The sequence below is a fragment of the Pedobacter glucosidilyticus DSM 23534 genome, from assembly GCF_000425145.1.
In the GTDB taxonomy this organism is placed as follows: Bacteria; Bacteroidota; Bacteroidia; order Sphingobacteriales; family Sphingobacteriaceae; genus Pseudopedobacter; species Pseudopedobacter glucosidilyticus.
Genome location: NZ_AULF01000006.1, coordinates 116,912 through 135,607, shown reverse-complemented (window position 1 = coordinate 135,607; position 18,696 = coordinate 116,912). Strand labels below are relative to the sequence as shown.

15 protein-coding genes are annotated in these 18,696 nt (G+C 35.0%); 9 read left to right on the top strand and 6 right to left on the bottom strand.

Annotated features, from left to right (window positions below; all coding sequences use genetic code 11):
- Window positions 1-12: 12 nt before the first annotated feature.
- Window positions 13-1,548, bottom strand: a complete 1,536-nt coding sequence (gene amaB / locus H510_RS0102045) for an L-piperidine-6-carboxylate dehydrogenase (protein ID WP_026902789.1) — start codon at window positions 1,546-1,548, stop codon at window positions 13-15.
- A 271-nt stretch (window positions 1,549-1,819) separates the two neighbouring features.
- On the opposite strand from amaB, the gene H510_RS0102040 reads away from it, so the two are divergent.
- The 7 genes from H510_RS0102040 to H510_RS0102010 all read left to right on the top strand — a co-directional run bounded on the left by H510_RS0102040 (window position 1,820) and on the right by H510_RS0102010 (window position 7,222).
- The gene (locus H510_RS0102040) at window positions 1,820-3,226 is read left to right on the top strand and encodes a tetratricopeptide repeat protein (protein WP_026902788.1); all 1,407 of its coding nucleotides are present in this window, start codon (window positions 1,820-1,822) and stop codon (window positions 3,224-3,226) included.
- Between the two features lie 77 nt (window positions 3,227-3,303).
- Window positions 3,304-4,068 carry a phosphosulfolactate synthase gene (locus tag H510_RS0102035; protein ID WP_026902787.1) on the top strand — a complete coding sequence of 255 codons (765 nt, stop codon included), beginning with the start codon at window positions 3,304-3,306 and terminating at the stop codon, window positions 4,066-4,068.
- A 33-nt stretch (window positions 4,069-4,101) separates the two neighbouring features.
- The gene (locus tag H510_RS0102030) at window positions 4,102-4,893 is read left to right on the top strand and encodes a shikimate dehydrogenase family protein (protein ID WP_026902786.1); all 792 of its coding nucleotides are present in this window, start codon (window positions 4,102-4,104) and stop codon (window positions 4,891-4,893) included.
- Window positions 4,894-4,902: 9 nt separating this feature from the next.
- Complete coding sequence (gene gldD, locus H510_RS0102025) at window positions 4,903-5,484, top strand: gliding motility lipoprotein GldD (protein WP_036691606.1); 582 nt, start codon at window positions 4,903-4,905, stop codon at window positions 5,482-5,484.
- Window positions 5,485-5,629: 145 nt separating this feature from the next.
- The gene (locus H510_RS20350) at window positions 5,630-6,085 is read left to right on the top strand and encodes a TM2 domain-containing protein (RefSeq protein ID WP_026902784.1); all 456 of its coding nucleotides are present in this window, start codon (window positions 5,630-5,632) and stop codon (window positions 6,083-6,085) included.
- Entirely contained in the window at window positions 6,069-6,401 is a 333-nt protein-coding gene (locus H510_RS19430) for a DUF2752 domain-containing protein (RefSeq protein WP_051291006.1), read from the top strand. The genes H510_RS20350 and H510_RS19430 overlap by 17 nt, the downstream gene beginning before the upstream one ends.
- Entirely contained in the window at window positions 6,398-7,222 is an 825-nt protein-coding gene (locus H510_RS0102010) for a hypothetical protein (RefSeq protein ID WP_026902783.1), read from the top strand. The genes H510_RS19430 and H510_RS0102010 overlap by 4 nt, the downstream gene beginning before the upstream one ends.
- A gap of 52 nt (window positions 7,223-7,274) precedes the next feature.
- On the opposite strand, the gene H510_RS0102005 is transcribed toward H510_RS0102010, so the two are convergent.
- The 5 genes from H510_RS0102005 to H510_RS0101985 all read right to left on the bottom strand — a co-directional run bounded on the left by H510_RS0102005 (window position 7,275) and on the right by H510_RS0101985 (window position 15,764).
- A complete protein-coding gene (locus H510_RS0102005) occupies window positions 7,275-9,020 on the bottom strand; it encodes a RagB/SusD family nutrient uptake outer membrane protein (RefSeq protein ID WP_026902782.1) in 1,746 nt (581 codons plus the stop codon).
- Between the two features lie 17 nt (window positions 9,021-9,037).
- Entirely contained in the window at window positions 9,038-12,376 is a 3,339-nt protein-coding gene (locus H510_RS0102000) for a SusC/RagA family TonB-linked outer membrane protein (protein ID WP_051291004.1), read from the bottom strand.
- A 117-nt stretch (window positions 12,377-12,493) separates the two neighbouring features.
- Window positions 12,494-13,561: a FecR family protein gene (locus H510_RS0101995; RefSeq protein ID WP_026902780.1), complete on the bottom strand. Its 1,068-nt coding sequence runs from the start codon at window positions 13,559-13,561 to the stop codon at window positions 12,494-12,496.
- 60 nt (window positions 13,562-13,621) lie between these two features.
- Window positions 13,622-14,149, bottom strand: coding sequence for an RNA polymerase sigma-70 factor (locus H510_RS0101990; RefSeq protein ID WP_051291003.1), 528 nt, complete (start codon window positions 14,147-14,149; stop codon window positions 13,622-13,624).
- Between the two features lie 316 nt (window positions 14,150-14,465).
- Entirely contained in the window at window positions 14,466-15,764 is a 1,299-nt protein-coding gene (locus H510_RS0101985) for a UDP-N-acetylmuramoyl-tripeptide--D-alanyl-D-alanine ligase (protein ID WP_026902778.1), read from the bottom strand.
- Window positions 15,765-16,011: 247 nt separating this feature from the next.
- On the opposite strand from H510_RS0101985, the gene H510_RS0101980 reads away from it, so the two are divergent.
- Window positions 16,012-17,346 (top strand): Gfo/Idh/MocA family protein, encoded by a 1,335-nt coding sequence (locus tag H510_RS0101980; protein WP_026902777.1) that lies wholly within the window; start codon window positions 16,012-16,014, stop codon window positions 17,344-17,346.
- 129 nt (window positions 17,347-17,475) lie between these two features.
- A complete protein-coding gene (gene hflX, locus H510_RS0101975; RefSeq protein WP_026902776.1) occupies window positions 17,476-18,678 on the top strand; it encodes a GTPase HflX in 1,203 nt (400 codons plus the stop codon).
- Window positions 18,679-18,696: the final 18 nt, after the last annotated feature.

Genomic DNA, 18,696 nt, shown 5'->3' with positions numbered 1-18,696 from the left:
CGTTAAAAACAGCTATATATCAAATTTTATGCCTTGTGCTAAAGGAAGTTGATGGGAGTAGTTAATGGTAATGGTTTGTCTTCTCATATAAGCTTTCCAGGCATCAGAGCCAGACTCTCTGCCTCCGCCTGTTTCTTTCTCGCCACCAAAGGCACCTCCAATTTCTGCTCCTGAGGTTCCAATATTTACATTAGCGATTCCGCAATCAGAACCATTAACACTTAAAAACTGCTCGGCTTCTCTTAAATGAGTGGTCATGATAGCTGATGATAAACCTTGTGGAACATCATTCTGAATAGCTATAGCTTCATCTAAACTTTTGTATTTCATGATATACAAAATGGGCGCAAAGGTTTCTGTTTTAACAATATCAAGATGAGGTTCTACCTCGGCAATACAAGGTTTAACATAACAGCCAGAAGTATAAGCCTCGCCAGTTAAAACTCCACCTTCAACAATAAAATTTCCGCCTTGTGCTTTACACTGTTCTATGGCAGCCAAATAATTTGCTACGGCTTGCTTATCTATGAGCGGACCAACATGGTTTTTTTCATCCAAAGGGTTGCCAATATTAAGTTGCTGATATGCCTTAATAAGTTTTTCTTTAAAAGTATTATAAACGCTTTCGTGGATGATTAACCTACGGGTAGAAGTACATCTTTGTCCGGCTGTACCCACAGCACCAAATACTGCTCCTATAAGGCTCATATCTAAATCTGCTTCAGCAGATATGATGATGGCGTTATTACCTCCTAATTCTAATAGATATTTACCCAGTCTACCAGCCACAGCCTGCGCAACCGCTTTACCCATTCTGGTAGAACCTGTTGCAGATAATAAGGCTATTTTACTATCGTGAGCCAGTTTTTCTCCTAAAATACTATCACTACATAATAAACAAGAAACACCTTCTGGTACTTGATTTTCTTCAAAAACTTTTGAGATAATTTGCTGACAAGCGATTGCCGTTAAAGGTGTCTTTTCTGATGGTTTCCAAATACAAACATTGCCGCAAACCCAGGCTAGGGCAGCATTCCAACTCCAAACCGCAACCGGGAAGTTAAAAGCCGAGATGATACCAACCACACCTAAAGGATGCCACTGCTCGTACATACGGTGTTGTGGCCTTTCAGAGTGCATGGTTAAACCATATAATTGTCTGGATAAGCCCACAGCAAAATCACAAATATCAATCATCTCTTGTACTTCTCCCAAACCTTCTTGTAGGCTTTTTCCCATCTCATAAGAAACTAAAGTGCCTAAAGCGTTTTTATGTACTCTTAATGCTTCTCCAATTTGTCTTACTATTTCACCACGTTTGGGTGCTGGCCAATTTCTCCAAGTTAAATAAGCTTTTTCCGCTTGCTTAACAGTTTTATCATAAACATCTGTAGAGGCAAAACTTACTTTAGCAATTTCTTCACCATCAACTGGTGATAAAATACTTGTCAGGTTTTCGCCATAAAACCAATGGCTGCCTGTGCTACTTCCTTTATTAATTTCTTTAAGATTTAGGGCATCTAAAATATGCTGAATTTTATTTTCCATGATGTACAATTTGAAGATGATTAAATATCGGGCTAAATTTTTGCATTCTTTAATTAACAATCATAAACCAAAATGTTTAAAAATATATGGCCGTAAAAAGGCTTTGTATAGCGTTAATTATCAAATAATTAAGATAGGAGGTGTCTATTTGTTGAAAAATAAATGCTTTAATTAATATCATAAATTATAATTTGAGAGTAATTATTGTTCTGTATACTAGGCATTATCCAATACTGTACAGAAAATTACGTTCTCTATAATATTAACAGTCATGGAAGAAGAAGAATTTGACTTTGAATTTTCTGAGGATCCAAAACAATCCGTAGAGCGTTATGAGGAAATGGTTCGTAACCAGGATCAGTATTTTTTTGATGCCCACGTTTTTGAAAATATCATTGATTACTACATAGAGAAAAACGACCCTGTAAAAGCCTTACAGGTGATAGATTATGCCGTATTGCAGCATCCTTTTGCAGCTATGTTTTTAATTAAACAGGCACAATTATATGTTTTTACCAATGAAATTGATAAAGCCTTTGCTTCTTTAGAAAGAGCAGAGTTGCTAGAGCCCTCAGAAGGCGACATATACCTGATTAGAGGAAATATTTATGAAAGTTTAGAACACCATGAAGACGCTTTAGAAAATCTTTTAATTGCCTTAGATATGGCTGAGTCTAAAGATGAGGTATTGATGCAGATTGCTTATGTATACCAAAACATGGGCGATTATGAAGAGGCTGTAAATTACCTCAAGCGCTGTTTAGAAAACAATATGGAAAATCAAGATGCACTTTACGAGTTGGCATTTTGCTATGATGTATTGGATAAACAAGATGAAAGCATACAGTTTTATAAACAATATATTGACAACGAGCCTTACTCTTTTGCCGCCTGGTACAATTTGGGTAATGCTTACCATAAAATTGGCCTTTTTGAAAAGGCTATTGATGCTTATGATTATGCCATTTTAATTAAAGAAAACTTTTCATCGGCTTATTTTAATAAAGGGAATGCTTTGGTGCAATTAGATAAATATGCCGAAGCCATAGAGGTTTATAAACAAACTTTCGAGTACGAACCACCAAATGCGGATACTTATTGTGCTATTGGCGAGTGTTACGAGAAGTTAGAGAAAATGGACGAGGCTCGTTCTTACTATAAAAAAGCTGTTAAAATGGATACTAAACTAGCAGATGCTTGGTATGGTATTGGTGTAACGCTTGATTTTGAAGAACGCTATTTCGAATCATTACATTTTTATAAAAAGGCCCTCCATCTTGATGATCAAAACCCAGATTTTTGGTTCGCTATGGCTGATGCTTATTATAAGTTAAATAACTTAGAAGAGTCTGTTAAAGCTTATGAAAAAGTGGTTGAGCTTAATCCTTTGGATGTAGAAGCATGGTTAGATTATTCGTCAATAGTTTTTGAGCAGAGTAATCTTAAACTATGTATCGAAATTATTGCAGAAGGGATTAAAAATAATCCGGATGCTGCTGAGCTTTATTATCGGTTGGTAGCTTATTTATTTGCTGATGGGCAGTATAATGAGGCTTTAACGCAATTGCAGCTGGCATTACATACTGATGTTGATAAACATTATTTATTGTTCGAATATCTGCCTCAGTTGCAAGATAATAAGGTAATTATCGATATCATTAACAGATTCTCTAAATAAGATTTCAAGAATTAGTAAAATCAAAAGCATCTAGTTAATAGAGTTTTGAATTTTTTTTTGAATTTTTGCACCCGAATATGAATTACACACTTAAAAATATTCCTGAGCGTACGCAAAAGCCACGTGAGAAAGGATTAACCATGGTCATGGATAAAGGCTTAAGCCTTCGCCAGGTAGAAGACTTTCTGGAAGTTTCGGGTACACATACAGATATTGTTAAATTAGGCTGGGCTACTTCTTATGTTACACCTAATTTAAAAGAGAAGTTAAAACTTTATAAAGAAGCCGGTATACCTGTTTATTTTGGTGGTACTTTATTTGAAGCCTTTATTGTAAGAGACCAGTTTGATGATTATCGTCGTGTTTTACAAGAATACGGTATGGAGTATGTAGAAGTTTCTGATGGCTCTATAGAAATCCAACAGGATGAAAAATGCGAATACATAAGAAAGCTAAGTGCAGATTTTACGGTAATCTCTGAAGTAGGCTCTAAAGATGCTACCAAAATTTTTGCTCCTTATAAGTGGATACAACTCATGAAAACCGAAATTGAAGCCGGTTCATGGAAAGTAATTGCAGAAGCAAGAGAAGGTGGTAATGTAGGTATCTATCGTGATTCTGGCGAAGTAAGACAAGGTTTAGTTGATGAAATACTAACTCAAATACCAGAAGAAACTATCATTTGGGAAGCTCCTCAAAAAGCACAACAAGTTTGGTTTATAGAGTTAATAGGTACTAATGTAAATTTAGGAAATATTGCTCCGGCAGAAGTTATCCCGCTAGAAACCATCAGATTAGGTTTACGTGGCGATACATTTAGTCATTTTTTGAATAAGAAGTAAAGGATACGGTATAAAACCGTTCCAGACAGATTGATGAAGAAATTTGGATTAATTGGCTACCCTTTAGGCCACTCTTTTTCTGAGAAATATTTTACAGAAAAATTTGAGAAATTAGATTTAGCAGCGCATGAGTATAAGCTTTATCCGCTTCAAAATTTAAGTGATTTTCCGGCACTACTAAAAGATGATAAAGATATTTGTGGATTAAATGTAACCATTCCGCATAAAATAGGCATCATGTATTATCTGGATGAAATAGACCCCGTAGCCAAAGAAGTTGATGCGGTAAACTGTATTAAAGTAACGCACCACCATGCAGTGAGGTCATTATTTTCTGGAGAGTTATGTACCATGAATGCGCATAAACCCAAATTAAAAGGCTATAATACGGATGTTTATGGTTTTGAGCAATCCTTAAAACCGATGTTAAAAAGTTACCACAAAAAAGCTTTGGTTTTGGGTAATGGAGGTGCTGCAAGAGCCGTTAAATATGTGCTAGAGAAATTGAAAATAGATTACACTTTTGTTTCTCGCAAGCCTTATGGTAATATCATTTCTTACCAAGATTTGGGTAAAGAACTCGTTAAAGAACATAAAATTATCATCAACACTAGCCCAGTTGGCACTTACCCCAATACGGAAGAAGCACCTGATATTCCTTATGATTTTATAGATGATAAGCATTTGCTTTACGATTTAATTTACAATCCGGAGGAAACTACCTTCTTAAAAAAAGGTAAAGAAAAAGGAGCGCAGATTAAGAACGGTTATGAAATGCTAGAACTACAAGCAGAGAAATCTTGGGAAATCTGGAATTCTAAATAATCCCACAGCATGAGGTTAGTAAAAATAGGTATTTGTATAAATTTTGTAGCATTTATACTTGCATGTAATCAGCCTCATTATAGTCCAAAACCAAGAGGATATTTCAGGATAGCATTTCCAGAAAAGCAATATCAAACTTTTTCATCAACAGCACCATTTGAATTTGAGTATCCGGTATACGCCAATATGTATCCCGATAGTTCCAAAAATGCTCAGCCATATTGGTACAATTTAACCTTTCCGGCTTTTAATGCCCGTTTACATATTAGCTATTACTCTATTGGTTCTCCGCAAGAGTTTATACAACTAACAGAAGACTCAAGAAAATTAGCTTTTAAACATACCGTTAAAGCTACAGGGATAGATGAAGCTTTAATTACTAACAAGCAAGATAAAGTTTACGGCATTTATTACACCATAAGCGGTAATACCGCATCGTCCAGCCAATTTTTCTTAACAGATAGTAGTCAGCATTATCTTCGGGCAGCTTTATATTTTAATGAAAAGCCACAGCAAGACTCTATACAACCTGTGATAGATTTTATCAAAAAAGATATGGATAAAATGATTAGAACGTTTAAATGGAGATAAAAAATATTTTTAATAAACATTTATTTTCTTTTTGAAAAACAAATGAAGGGATAATACGGATAAGTAAGAAAATTATTTATTTTTATTAAAAATTAGTTTGTATTATAAATTAAATTAATAGTTTAGCTTCAATAAACTTAATTGTATGAAAAAAATAATTTTTACTTTGTTAACAGCGGTTTTAATAACGCTAACTTTTAATCAAACAAGAGCTGCATTCCCTGTAGCGCAAAAATCAAACGAAGCTTCTAAAGTAATAAATACTTCGGCTACTCCGGTTGCTGTAGAAGAAAAAGTTGTTAGTTCAGAAACTGCAAAAGAAAATCTTAAATCAGACACTAAAAAGAAGGTTAAAAAAGAAAAGAAATCTTTTATTGAGCGTGTTATGGCTGCTGGTAGTAAAAGTCAGCTTATAGCACTATTACTTGCATTTTTTGTTGGTGGTTTAGGTATTCACCGTTTTTATTTAGGTTATACTTGGCAAGGTGTTGTTCAACTATTAACTTTAGGCGGTTGTGGTATTTGGTCTTTGATTGATTTTATTAGAATTATTTTAGGTGATCTTCAACCAAAGAATGGTCCTTATGATAAAACGCTATAATTTAAAGCATAATAAGTATTTTTTAGCCGCTAAGTTAGTTTGCTTAGCGGCTTTTCCTTTATGGTTAATTTCAATTCCTAAATCATCTTTTGATGACCATAGTCAAACCTTATGTTTGTTTACTTTATTAACGGATATAGAATGCTACGGTTGTGGCTTAACAAGAGCCTGTATCAGATTGATTAATTTAGATTTTGTGGGCGCTTGGAACTTTAATAAAGTTTCTTTCATCGTTTTTCCTATTTTATGTTTTTTGCTACTTCAGGAATTCATCATAACAAGCAAAAAATTTTATAAAGCATACCAATCTTCATGAAGCAGTTTCTTATTTTTTTTATTACTCTTTCAATTTTCAAGACATTAGCTTATGCTGCACCCGTAGAAGAAGAATATCTAGGTACTATAACTGTAAAAGGTGTAGGAGATTATACCTATAAATTAATTCTGCTCATAAATGGAGAGCAACTAACAGGTACATCAGTAACTAATAGTGGTAATAAAGACGAAGCTGTTGTTAATATTACAGGTTCAATAAGTCAAGATGGAGCTATAAAATTCAAAGAAACCAGTATCATTAAAACTAAAATTAAAGAAGATAAATCTATTATTTGTTTTGTAGAGGCTACATTAAAAAGGAAAAATGTTGATGGTATCGATTTCTTAGAGGGAACTTTTATAGGAAGAGATAAAAGAAAAAATATTTGTGGCAGTGGAACTATTAGATTATTAAAGAAAGTTTCTAATATCCAACAACTGTCTAACAACTTTTCTATTGCAAATACTTCTACCTCTATAGAGAGGTTATCTAATCATTTAGTTAATACTATACCTTGCACAAGCAAAATGGTGAAGGTAAGAATATTTGATAATGGTAAGTTGGATGGTGATGAGCTTAAAATTATCTATAATAATAAAGTGATAAGTGAAAAACTAAATCTTAATAATGAGGGGAATATTTTTGAGCTAGAGCTAGGGCAGAGTAGTAGTAATGTGATGCAGATATTTGTTTTAAGTGAAGGAAATTATCCGCCAAATACCGCAACTATAGAAGTTACATCAAATAATCAGGTAAGGGTTTATCAATTAAACTCTTTATTAAAAACTATGATTAGTATCAAATTTGAATTGATAAACTAAAAAGGGGAAAGAAATTAATCCTCCCCCTTTACTAACTTAACCCAACCAAATTTTAATCATATCCCGGATTTTGTCCGAATTCTTCTGCATTTAATAAAGCATTTAACTCTTCCTGCCTAATTGGACGTAGGCGGTGAAAAGGTTGTACCTGCGTAATATCAGGGTTTTGTGCTTTTATAAAATCAACAAATGCTTGTCCGTTGTTAGCGCCTAACATTCTTTTTAAATCAAACCAACGAAGATGCTCGCCAGCCAATTCTCTTGCCCTTTCTTTCAATATAAAATCTTCATTGATGTTGGCTGCACTTACTTGCATAGCTGCTGTTTGGTTAACCGGAGTTTTTTGGGCAGCTCTGGTTCTTAAAACATTGATATAATCTGCTGCTGCACTAGGGTTATTTAATTTCCACTCAGCCTCGGCAGCTATTAAATACATCTCTGCTAAACGCATCACAATAACATCCTTAAAACCTGGCTGCGCATTAGCTGCGGTACGGTCTGGATCTCTAAATTTCTTGAAATTGATATGATCTGCACCAGTAATAATAGTTCCGTTGGTATTGTAAACACTATCTCTATCAATAACGATATAGGGTTTTAACCTATCATTAGGAACAACTTTTTTAGTAATATATAAAGCAGTATCAATACCTGCTCTAATAACTTTACCAATAACGCTAGGGTCTTTACGATGGGTAGCGGCTAAAGATGCTGTCCATGTAAAATTGGTATTTGCAATCCATACCTCTTGGAAAGAAGTCTCGTAACGACTATCAATATTTTCATTAAAATAATCTAAAAAGCTTAGTGTAGGCATTAAACGTCTGCTATTTTCAAAGCCATACTCTAAACTCTGAACCAAACCAGGTTTGCCGTTGTAACGAGCTTGAAAAACTTGATATAAACGGTTTCCATTAGCATCATAATTAATAGCTTGGTTGGTAGAATTACTGACTACATAAAGGGCTTCTTTATTGCGTTTGTTATTGGCTGGGTTCCACATATCGGCATAATTTGCCCAAAGATCTACTTCCAAAGCTGCTTTGTTGTCAATTACGGCTTTTGCAGCGTCTCTGGCTCTGGTAAAATAGGTTTGAGCCTCAGTACCAGTTGAATAATAAGCTCTGGATAGTAAAGCTCTTGCTAAAAAGCCCATGGCAGATTTTCTACTTGCTCTGCTGTATTCATTACCCCAAAAGCTTTGTAAAGGAAGATTGGCTGCTGCAAACTCTAAATCAGAAATGATAAGGTTATAAAAGTCTTCCACAGGGCTTCTTTGGGCTGTTAATAATGGTGTTTTGGTTTCTTCTGTACGTAACATCACGCCACCGAAAGTTTCTACAATATGCCAATAGTAAAAAGCTCTTAAAAAGCGTAGTTCTCCTTCTCTTCTGTTTTTTTCTGCTTGGTTGGTAAAGCCAGCATCGTTAATACGGTTAATACCTGCATTACATATATTAATGGCTTTCCACAAATCTCTCCATGCAGCTCTAACCGGATTTCCCTGTAAAGGGGTTAAACCTGCATATTGAGTTAATTGACCGGCATAGGTATTTTTATCTCGGTTAAACCATAAATCGGTACCAGATTCTGACATAAAGATGCCGTCTTCTTTACCATACCATGCTCTTTGCTCAGAATAGGCTGCATTAACATTGGTAACAAAACCTTCCGGGGTAGACCATACAGCGTCTGCGGTAGCGCCAGATGGATTATATTCATCCAGTTTGTTACAAGAAATAGTTAATGTAATACTTGCTGCTAAGCAGCTTAATTTTAAATATCTTTTAGTTTTCATTGTTTTCCTGTTTATCATTAAAAACCAACATTTAATCCAAATACAAAAGTTCTGCTTAATGGGCTGTTTTCTGCACCACCACGCTCTGGGTCGTAGTTTCTGATGAGTGAGCTTTTAGCTACAGTAAGTAAGTTATTGGCTGTAGCATACACCCTAACCCGGTTATAGAATGATGGTCCTGATTTTATTTTAGGTAGCGTATAACCTAGGGTAACAGTTTTAACTTTGAAAAAAGAGCCATCAACAAAATTTAAAGCTTGATAGCCGGTATAACCAGCATAAGAGCTTAGTGTGGTGCCTCTTCTTGGTCTAGGGAAATCGTTAGTTGGATTTTCTGGTGTCCAGTAATCTAAAATTTCTGGTCCGTTTCCAGTGCCAGCCGGGTTAAATCTTCCTAAAAATTCGGCATCAATGGTTTGGCCATAACGAGCTACTAAGAAAACACCTAAATCAAAGTTTTTGTAGGTAAAATTATTTTGTAAACCACCAATCCAATCTGGTACGGTAGAACCCACATAAGTTAAATCAGAAGCGTTAATTAAGAAATCACCGTTAAGGTCTCTTACTTTGATATCCCCAGGTTGGAAAGTATAACCTCCAACTTTATATTTAGCAGCTTCTTCGGCTTCGTTTAGCTGCCAAATACCTAGTTTATCATACGTATAGAAAGAAGTAATAGGGCGACCAAGCAATAAAGAGCTTCTTTCAAAACCACTGCTAGGGAAAATATCTCTACCGTCAATCAACTCGGTAATTTTTTCTCTTTTCCTATTATAAGTAAGTGTAGATGACCAACTGAAATTTTTAGTTTGTATATTTCTACTTGTAATTTCTATTTCTATACCCCTGTTTTTGGTGCTGGCAATGTTTTGGGTAACATCAACCATCCCGGTAGATAGTGGTAAAGTTCTACTCAATAAAATATCTGATGTACTGGCTTCATACCATTGGGCAGAACCACTAATGCGGTTATTAAAGAAGCCAAAATCTAAACCAATATCTAAAGAAGCTGTTTTTTCCCAACCTAAATTTGTATTTCCAACTGTACCTCTAAAAACAAATGAGTTTACCGGGACATCGCCAAAGCTCATATTAGATGCCGAGTTTAGCGTATTTTGTGTGCTGTAAACACCAATATTATAGTTTCCGCTAACGCCATAGCTAGCTCTAAGTTTCAGGTTGTTTATCTGGCGGATATTTTTCATAAAGGATTCTTCAAAAATATTCCAACCGATAGCTGCTGATGGGAAGAAATCCCATTTATTTCCAGGCGATAATCTGGAAGCACCATCATACCTGCCTGATGCGGTAAACAAATATTTGCCTTTGAAACTGTAATTAAGTCTTGCAGCATAAGCCATATTGCTCCAACCTTCATAAGCAGAACCAATGGTTCTAGTGATAGAGGTGCTTGAAGAATTTAGGTCGTAAAACAGTTGAGATGCCAATATTTGTCCTTGTCCGGATGCAGATAAACGATCCTGATCACTCTGCTGATAACTGGTGATACCTGTTAAGACGAAGTTGTGATTGTTTATATTCTTTGTATAAGTTAAAATATTATCCCAGTTAATGTAACGGTTAAAGGCGGTGTTTTGAGAAGCCACAGAAATACGTGGTCCGTTTTGCGCTAAGGATGTTCTATCGTTAAAAATACCTTGTCTGGAGTTATTAAAATTAGTGCCAATATTAGACCTGAAATTTAATCCTTTTAAAGGCGATATAGACACATAAGCATTAGCTACAATATTGTTTCTAAGGGTGTTGTTTCTAGCAATAAACTCACTACGCTCATCTGCTAGGGGGCTTATGGTTGTTCCGTCTGGTAAAGGAAATAACCTGATGGTACCATCCTCATTAAACGGAGTACCTAAAGGGCTAATTTGTGTAGCCTGCCCCAATGGGTTTTGTCGGTTATTAAGTGCAGAATAAACAATTTGTGTATTGAAGCCCACTTTCATCCAGTTGTTAACCGTTTGGTCTAAATTTAACCTCAGGTTGTATCGGTTAAAATCATTCCCTCTTAACATACCGTCTTCCTTGAAGTATCCGGCAGAACCAAATACAGCCGTTTTCTCTGAACCTCCGGTGATAGAAACATTATGACTTTGTTGTGAGCCATCTCTAATCACTAAATCCATCCAGTCTACAAACTGTCCTGCTTGTACAGCGTCTAATTCTCCTGGTCCATCAAAAACTAATTGGTCATCGGTAATACCAATTGTTCTTGCGGCTTCACGTCTTAATTTGATGTAGCTTTCGCCAGTTCTTGACGATGGAAAATCATAAGTATTGATACCATAGTAAGCATCGTAATTAACTTTAACTTTTCCGGCAGTTCCTTTTTTAGTGGTTACAATAATAACCCCATTTGCGCCTTGAGCGCCATAAATAGCTGTAGATGATGCGTCTTTTAATACCTCAATAGATTCTATGTCATTAGGATTGATGGCGTCAATGCTATTTCCTTGGAAACCATCTACAATGATAAGAGGCCCATTTCTACTGCCAATATCGTCTCTGTTGCTGGTTATAGATCTGTTCCCTCTAATCACGATGTTTGAATTTCCGCCTGCCGCACCTGAACTTCGTACAATATCGGCCCCAGCCACTCTACCCTGCAAGGCTTCAACAGCATTATGGGTTGGTGTTCTTACAATATCCTCTGCTTTTACAGATGATACAGAACCTGTTAAATCTCTTTTTCTTACGGTTCCGTAACCAATCACTACAACTTCATCAAGCTCAGAAGCATCGGCAACTAAAACAATATTTACAGTAGTTTGGCTATTATTAACAGTAATTTCTTGCTGCTTAAAGCCTAAATAAGTTACTACTAAAGTAGTAGCCTGTTGACCAGGGATATTGATGCTAAACTTACCATCAACATTGGTTAAAGTGCCGTTAGTTGTACCTTTTATGGTAACAGAGGCGCCTGGCAAGGGTAAACCTTGCTCATCTACAATGGTTCCGTTAATTACATAATCAACCGCAGCAGTAGATGCAGATTTAATCACAATCATATCATCTATCAAATCAAAAACCAAGGCTTGGTTTTGTAAGACTTGCTTCATTACGGTTTTGATATCTGCATTTTCTGCGATAACTTTTATTTTTTTGTTAAGATTAACCTGGTCTTGCCTAAAGAAAATACTGTATTTACTTTCTTTTTCAATTTTTTGAAACATCTGTTTAACAGTAATATCTGTTTCATTGAGGTTAAAACTTTGCGAATATACCGCGGCATGTAGCTGCATGATAGTCGCAAATACTAAAAAGGTCATGAGCTTCATAGCGATAAGCATTTTTAGCCAATAAGAGTTGGCAAATAGAAGTTTTCTATTTAAAAAAGTCATAATTTTGGTTTATTAGTTAATACTAGGCTTCCCCAAGCTTATAGGGTATTAGCTATTTCAATTGATTACCGGGATGTTGCAAGCTTCCCGGTTTTTTTTGCATACGATGTTTCTTTTCTATTTCATAAATGAGGGTTTAGGTTTTTGATGATACAATTGGTTAGTATTTTTCACAATAATGCGCTTCTCTTGAAGCGTATAGGTTATAGGGGTAGTTTCTTTAATGATTTGTAGAACGGTAAAAACATCTACGCCAGGTTTAAAAGTACCTGTATAATGGTAGTTTTCTAATTCTGGGCTTTCCAGAACAATTTCTACATTAAACCTTCTTTCTAAAGTATTAATGATTTCTTTGAAACTGGTATTTTGAAACATTAAAAAATTGTTTTGCCAGCCGTTATACTCCTCCAAATAAGCTGGTTTAACATCAGTAATGATTAAAGGGGTATGAGTTTTTTTTGCTAGATGTAACTCGCTTTTCTTCTTAATGTTTATTTTTAGAAGTTGGTTGGCATTGATAAATACTTTACCATCTTCGCCATCTTTCTGATTAAGTTTTCCTTCTACAGAAACCTTACCTTCTTTCACCGCAGTTTCAAAAACGCCGTCTTCCTGATAAGCCTTTACGCTAAAAGCTGTACCAATATCTCTTATGGTAAAGCCGGCGGCATAAATGATAAAGGGGACATCGGTTTTACTTTCAGCAATGTCAAAAAAAGCTTCTCCATTAAGTAAGACAGTACGTTCTGTTTTACCAAAATCTTTATTATAGCTGAGTTTAGTGCCAGCATTAATCATAACTAAAGTGCCATCTGGCAGGGTTATTTTTTTTGTTTTTCCACGTGGAACGACCAGTTCTTGATAGACTATTTTAATATTTTTTTGCTGATAGATATAAGTAACAAGTGTTATGGCACATATCAACAATACACTAGCAGCATATTTTAGCCAGTTATAAGAAGTTTTTTTTGGGATGTTTTCTTCTATAAACCTATTGTATGCTTTGTCAGTATCAATGATGTCATGTTTTTGTGCTAATTGCTGGTGCCAATTTTCATATAAGGCTATAAATGCTTTTTCTTGCGTTTCGTTTTCGGCAATCCATTGTTTTGCCAAACGCTTTTCTTCGTCAGAAGCATGGCCTGTAATATATTTAATAAGTATTTCTTTGATACGATTTTCCATCCCTATAAAATGATATACAACTGTAAAAGGCTTTACCCCCAAAGCAGGCAGCTATTATTTTTAGAAAAAAAATAAAATGATAAAAGAAAGCAGGTGCTGTAACTTAAAACGAAGTTTTTCAAGAGCAATGGTCATTTGTCTTTCTACCGTTTTATGAGAAATTTGAAGTTGTTGTGCTATTTCTTTATTTCTTAGTTCTTCAAAACGGCTAAGTTTAAAAACTTCTTTACACCTTTGTGGAAGGTGTTCTATAGCTTCTTTGATGTAATGTTCAAATTCCTTTTTGTAGATAGGGTTCTCTTCAAAAGCAGGAATTTCAGAAAGTAAATTGTTTTTTTGCAGATAGCTTACATACTCGTTTTCTATTTTTTTGTGCTTCAAATAATTCAAAGCTCGGTTTTGCACCATCTTATACAAATAGCCCTTAAAATCTTCATCAAATTGGTATTGCTCTTTATGCTCCCACAAAAAACTGAAGGCATCAGAAACTATTTCTTCTGCAGCATGCAAATCATTTACATATTTGTTGGTAAAAAAGATTAGTTTAGCATAATAAGCTTTAAAAATAGCTTCAAAACCTTTTGCCATGTGCATAAATCTATTTTAATGGTTTAAATAATGATTGTACAATCATCATCTGATTTTTTTGGTTAATTTTTTAGTTGTCATTAACCATAAAAACCGTAATTGGCTCAATAATGAGAAATATAAAGTTATCGTAAGCCGTAGGAAGATTTCTGTATTATCCTTTCAGAAATTTATAGGATTTTAGCAATTGTGTTCATCTTTGATGATTAAGAATAGGGGATGTATTTAACCATTGTAAAGTTTAATATTTATAGAATTAATCTTATTTAGCAATACAAAACTTAGAACAAGTTAACGCAAAGAGTTAATCATATATTTATAAAACATCTAAGAGCACTTCTAGCTTCATCCCCCTAGAGCCTTTTAATAACAGAAGACCATCCGTTAAAGGATTTTCTGAGAGGTATTGCTTACATGCTTCGGCAGTTTCAAAAAATACGTAAGGGTACTGATGTTTTAATTTATAAAAATTATGACCAACCAAATACACTTCGTTAAATTGATTATCTTTTATTTTATTTAAAATGGTAGTGTGTTCTGCCAAAGTTTCATCGCCAAGTTCAAACATATCACCTAAAATTAATACTTTGTAAGCAGCTTCTAATTTTAAAATATTATCAATAGCTACTTGCATACTACTTGGGTTGGCATTATAAAAATCGCCTATAATAGTGTTTTTAGCCGTTTTAATAATTTGCGAACGGTTATTTTGTGGGGCATAGCTCGCTATACCGTAATTAATCTCTACAGCATTTAAGCCTAATCTTAGTCCAATAGCAATGGCTGCCAAGATATTTTCGAAGTTGTAAGTGCCTGTGAGTTGCGACTTAACTTTAAAAGTTTCTCCTTTATAGCTCCATTCAACCTCTAGAAAAGGATTATTTGTAATTAATTTACCCTGAACTAAACCTTTACCTGAAGTGCCGTAGTAAATGGTTTCTTTAAACTTTCTATGTTTAAGTAGGTCTTGCAGGTGCAGGTTATCTTCATTTACAAAAACAGTTCCTCCATTTTGTTCTAAAAAAGTATAAAGTTCTCCTTTTCCTTTTTTAACACCTTCAAAACCACCAAAACCTTCTAAATGTGCTTTACCTACATTGGTAATTAAACCAAAATCAGGCTGGCAAATTTCACTTAACAAGGCAATCTCCTGCTGGTGGTTTGCCCCCATTTCAACAATTGCTAGTTCAAAAGCTGGTGTAATGGCAAGTAAGGTTAAAGGTACTCCTATATGGTTGTTTAAATTTCCAACGGTAGCATAAGTTTTAAATTTTTGAGAGAGAACAGCATATATCAATTCCTTAGTGGTGGTTTTGCCATTAGAACCTGTTAAACCAATAACTGGGATTTTAAGTGCTTTCCTGTGGTAGCTTGCTAAATCTTGTAAAGTTTTAAGTACATCATCAACTAAAATAAATTTTTCATTTTTTACAACCCTAGCATCATCAACCACAGCAAATGCAGCGCCTTGGTTTAAAGCTTCTTGCGCAAACTGATTAGCATCAAATTTATCCCCTTTTAAGGCAAAAAATAAACATCCTTGACTTATTTTTCTGGTATCTGTACACACTATAGGATGTTTAAGGTATATCTTGTAAATCTCAGAAATACTCATGCTTTTAATTTTTCACAATATTAAGTTTTATTACTCATTTTTTATATTTAAGGTTTGTCAGCGATAAGAAACAAACTTTATATAAAAACAATGTATTTTAGAAGCCTTCATTAACATCTAATAAATTAATGGTTTTTACTTAGCTCCCTCATCACATCCGGTAACGATTGCGTAGATTTTCATCCCAGCTGTTGAATTTTTAGAGATTTTAATCCTTAAATTCAAATAACCAAAAACTAGATTAAACATGCATCGCAGGAAATTTATTCGTCAAACTGGCTCTGCTATGGCCGCAACTTTAATTGCCGATACCTTATTGGCAAGCACTTTAAATGCACCTAAAAAGAAGGTAGCTTTGGTAGGTACCGGTGTTAGAGGTATTAGTATGTGGGGTACCTCCGTTATCAAAGAATTTAAGGATTCTGTAGAATATGTTGGCTTATGCGATATCAATCCTGGTAGGGTTAAAACAGCACAACAATTAATGGATTTGAGCTGCCCAACTTATACCAATCTGGATAAAATGCTACAAGAAACCAAACCCGATATTTTAATTGTTACCACGATGGATAGCACCCATCATGAGCAAATTGTGAAAGGATTAGAGGCTGGGGCAGATATCATTACAGAAAAACCTATGACAATTGATGAAGATAAATGCCAACTTATTTTAGATGCCGAAAAGAAAACAGGTAAAAAGGTTCATGTTACTTTTAACTATCGTTACTCGCCGCATCGTCAGAAAATATACGAGCTCATCAATAAAGGAGAAATTGGTAAAGTTACCTCAGTAGATTTTCATTGGTATTTAGATACTTCCCATGGGGCAGATTATTTTAGAAGATGGCATCGTAAAAGAGAATTTGGAGGGTCTTTATTGGTACATAAATCTACCCATCATTTTGATTTATTAAACTGGTGGCTAAACTCAGACCCGGTAGAGGTTTTTGCTTACGGTTCTTTAGAGTTTTATGGTAAAAATGGTCCGTTTAGGTCTACTAATTGTAGACCTTGTCCACATAAAAATGAGTGTAAGTTTTATTTCGATATGACTAAAAACGATCGCTTAATGAGACTCTATGCCGATAATGAAAAGTACGATGGCTACTTGAGAGATGGTTGCGTTTTTAGAGAAGACATCGATATTTTTGATAAAATGGCCGTACAAATCAAATATGCAAATAATGTACAGGTGAGTTATTCTTTAACAGCATATTCACCTTACGAAGGTTACCGAATATCTTTTAACGGCACAAAAGGAAAAATTGATGCTTGGATACACGAAAGTCAGCCTTGGCCAAAAGAGAAATATGACGAAATACAAATCACCAAAAACTTTGGTGAAACAGCATACATTAGAATAGATAATACCGAAGCAGGCCATGGAGGTGGAGATATCCGTCTAAGAAAACAACTGTTTAACCCTGGGGCAGACCCATTTAAGCAAGCAGCCGGAAGTAGAGATGGGGCTATGTCTTGCCTAACAGGTGTAGCAGCCAGAAAAAGTATCGATTCTGGAATGCCCGTGAAGATAAAAGATTTGTCGTCTATAGTTCCGCATCCTACCAGAGGAAATAGTTAAGCATCCAGATATTAGCGAAGTCTTCTTTTAAAGGAGACTTTGTTTTTTATCCTCATCACATACCTCTTCATGCCTTAGCTCTCCTAAAATACCTCGAAATGGCTTGCTTATTGTATCTTTGTAAAAAATATGGCGAGAAAAAAATTTTACGATACCGCACCAAAGCCCGAAAGAGCCGTTTTAGTAGGTATTATTACCCCAGGAACCACAGAATTACAGCAAAAGGAATACCTTGAGGAGCTTGCTTTTTTGGTTGATACAGCTGGTGGTATAACAGAAAAAGTATTTACCCAGAAAATGCAAAAGCCAGATAGGGCAACTTTTGTAGGAACTGGTAAACTAGAAGAGATACAAACTTATGTTAAGGCAGAAGAGATAGATATAGTTGTTTTTGATGATGAGCTTTCGCCGATGCAATTACGTAATATAGAAAACGAGTTGAAGGTTAAAGTGCTTGATAGAAGTAACTTAATCTTAGATATTTTTGCCCGAAGAGCCCAAACCTTTCAAGCTAAAACTCAGGTAGAACTAGCTCAATTACAGTATTTATTGCCTCGCTTAACGCGGATGTGGACCCACTTAGAAAGACAAAAAGGTGGTATTGGTATGCGTGGTCCTGGTGAAACACAGATAGAGAGCGATAGAAGGATGATTAAAGAAAAAATATCCTTATTAAAAGACCGCCTGAGAGAGATTGATAAGCAAAATGAAACCCAACGTAAAAATCGTAAAGAATTGGTACGTGTAGCATTGGTAGGTTATACTAACGTGGGTAAATCTACCATCATGAATATGCTTTCGAAATCTGAGGTATTTGCAGAAAACAAACTATTTGCAACTTTAGATACTACTGTTAGAAAAGTAGTATTAGAGAACGTACCTTTCTTAATGTCTGATACGGTAGGTTTCATCAGAAAATTACCGCACCATTTAATAGAATGTTTTAAATCTACTTTAGATGAAGTGCGTGAGGCTGATATTTTAATGCATGTGGTAGATATTTCGCATCCAAATTTTGAAGATCATATGCAAACCGTAAATGAAACTTTAAAAGATTTAGGTGCCATAGATAAAGAAACCATTACGGTTTTTAATAAAATTGATGCTTATAATCCTATAGAAGTAGAGCAAGATTGGGAGGTAGAGGATGAAGAAAAACCAACCATGGGTTTGGCAGAATTTAAAAATAGTTGGATGGCTAAAAACAGCAGTCCAGCAGTATTTATATCGGCAACAGCTAAAGAAAATGTAGACGAGTTAAGGGATGTTATTTACCACCGGGTTAAAGCGGTTAATGAAAAAATTTATCCCTATAATAATTTCCTATATTAGAAACAGTATTGGGCTTTT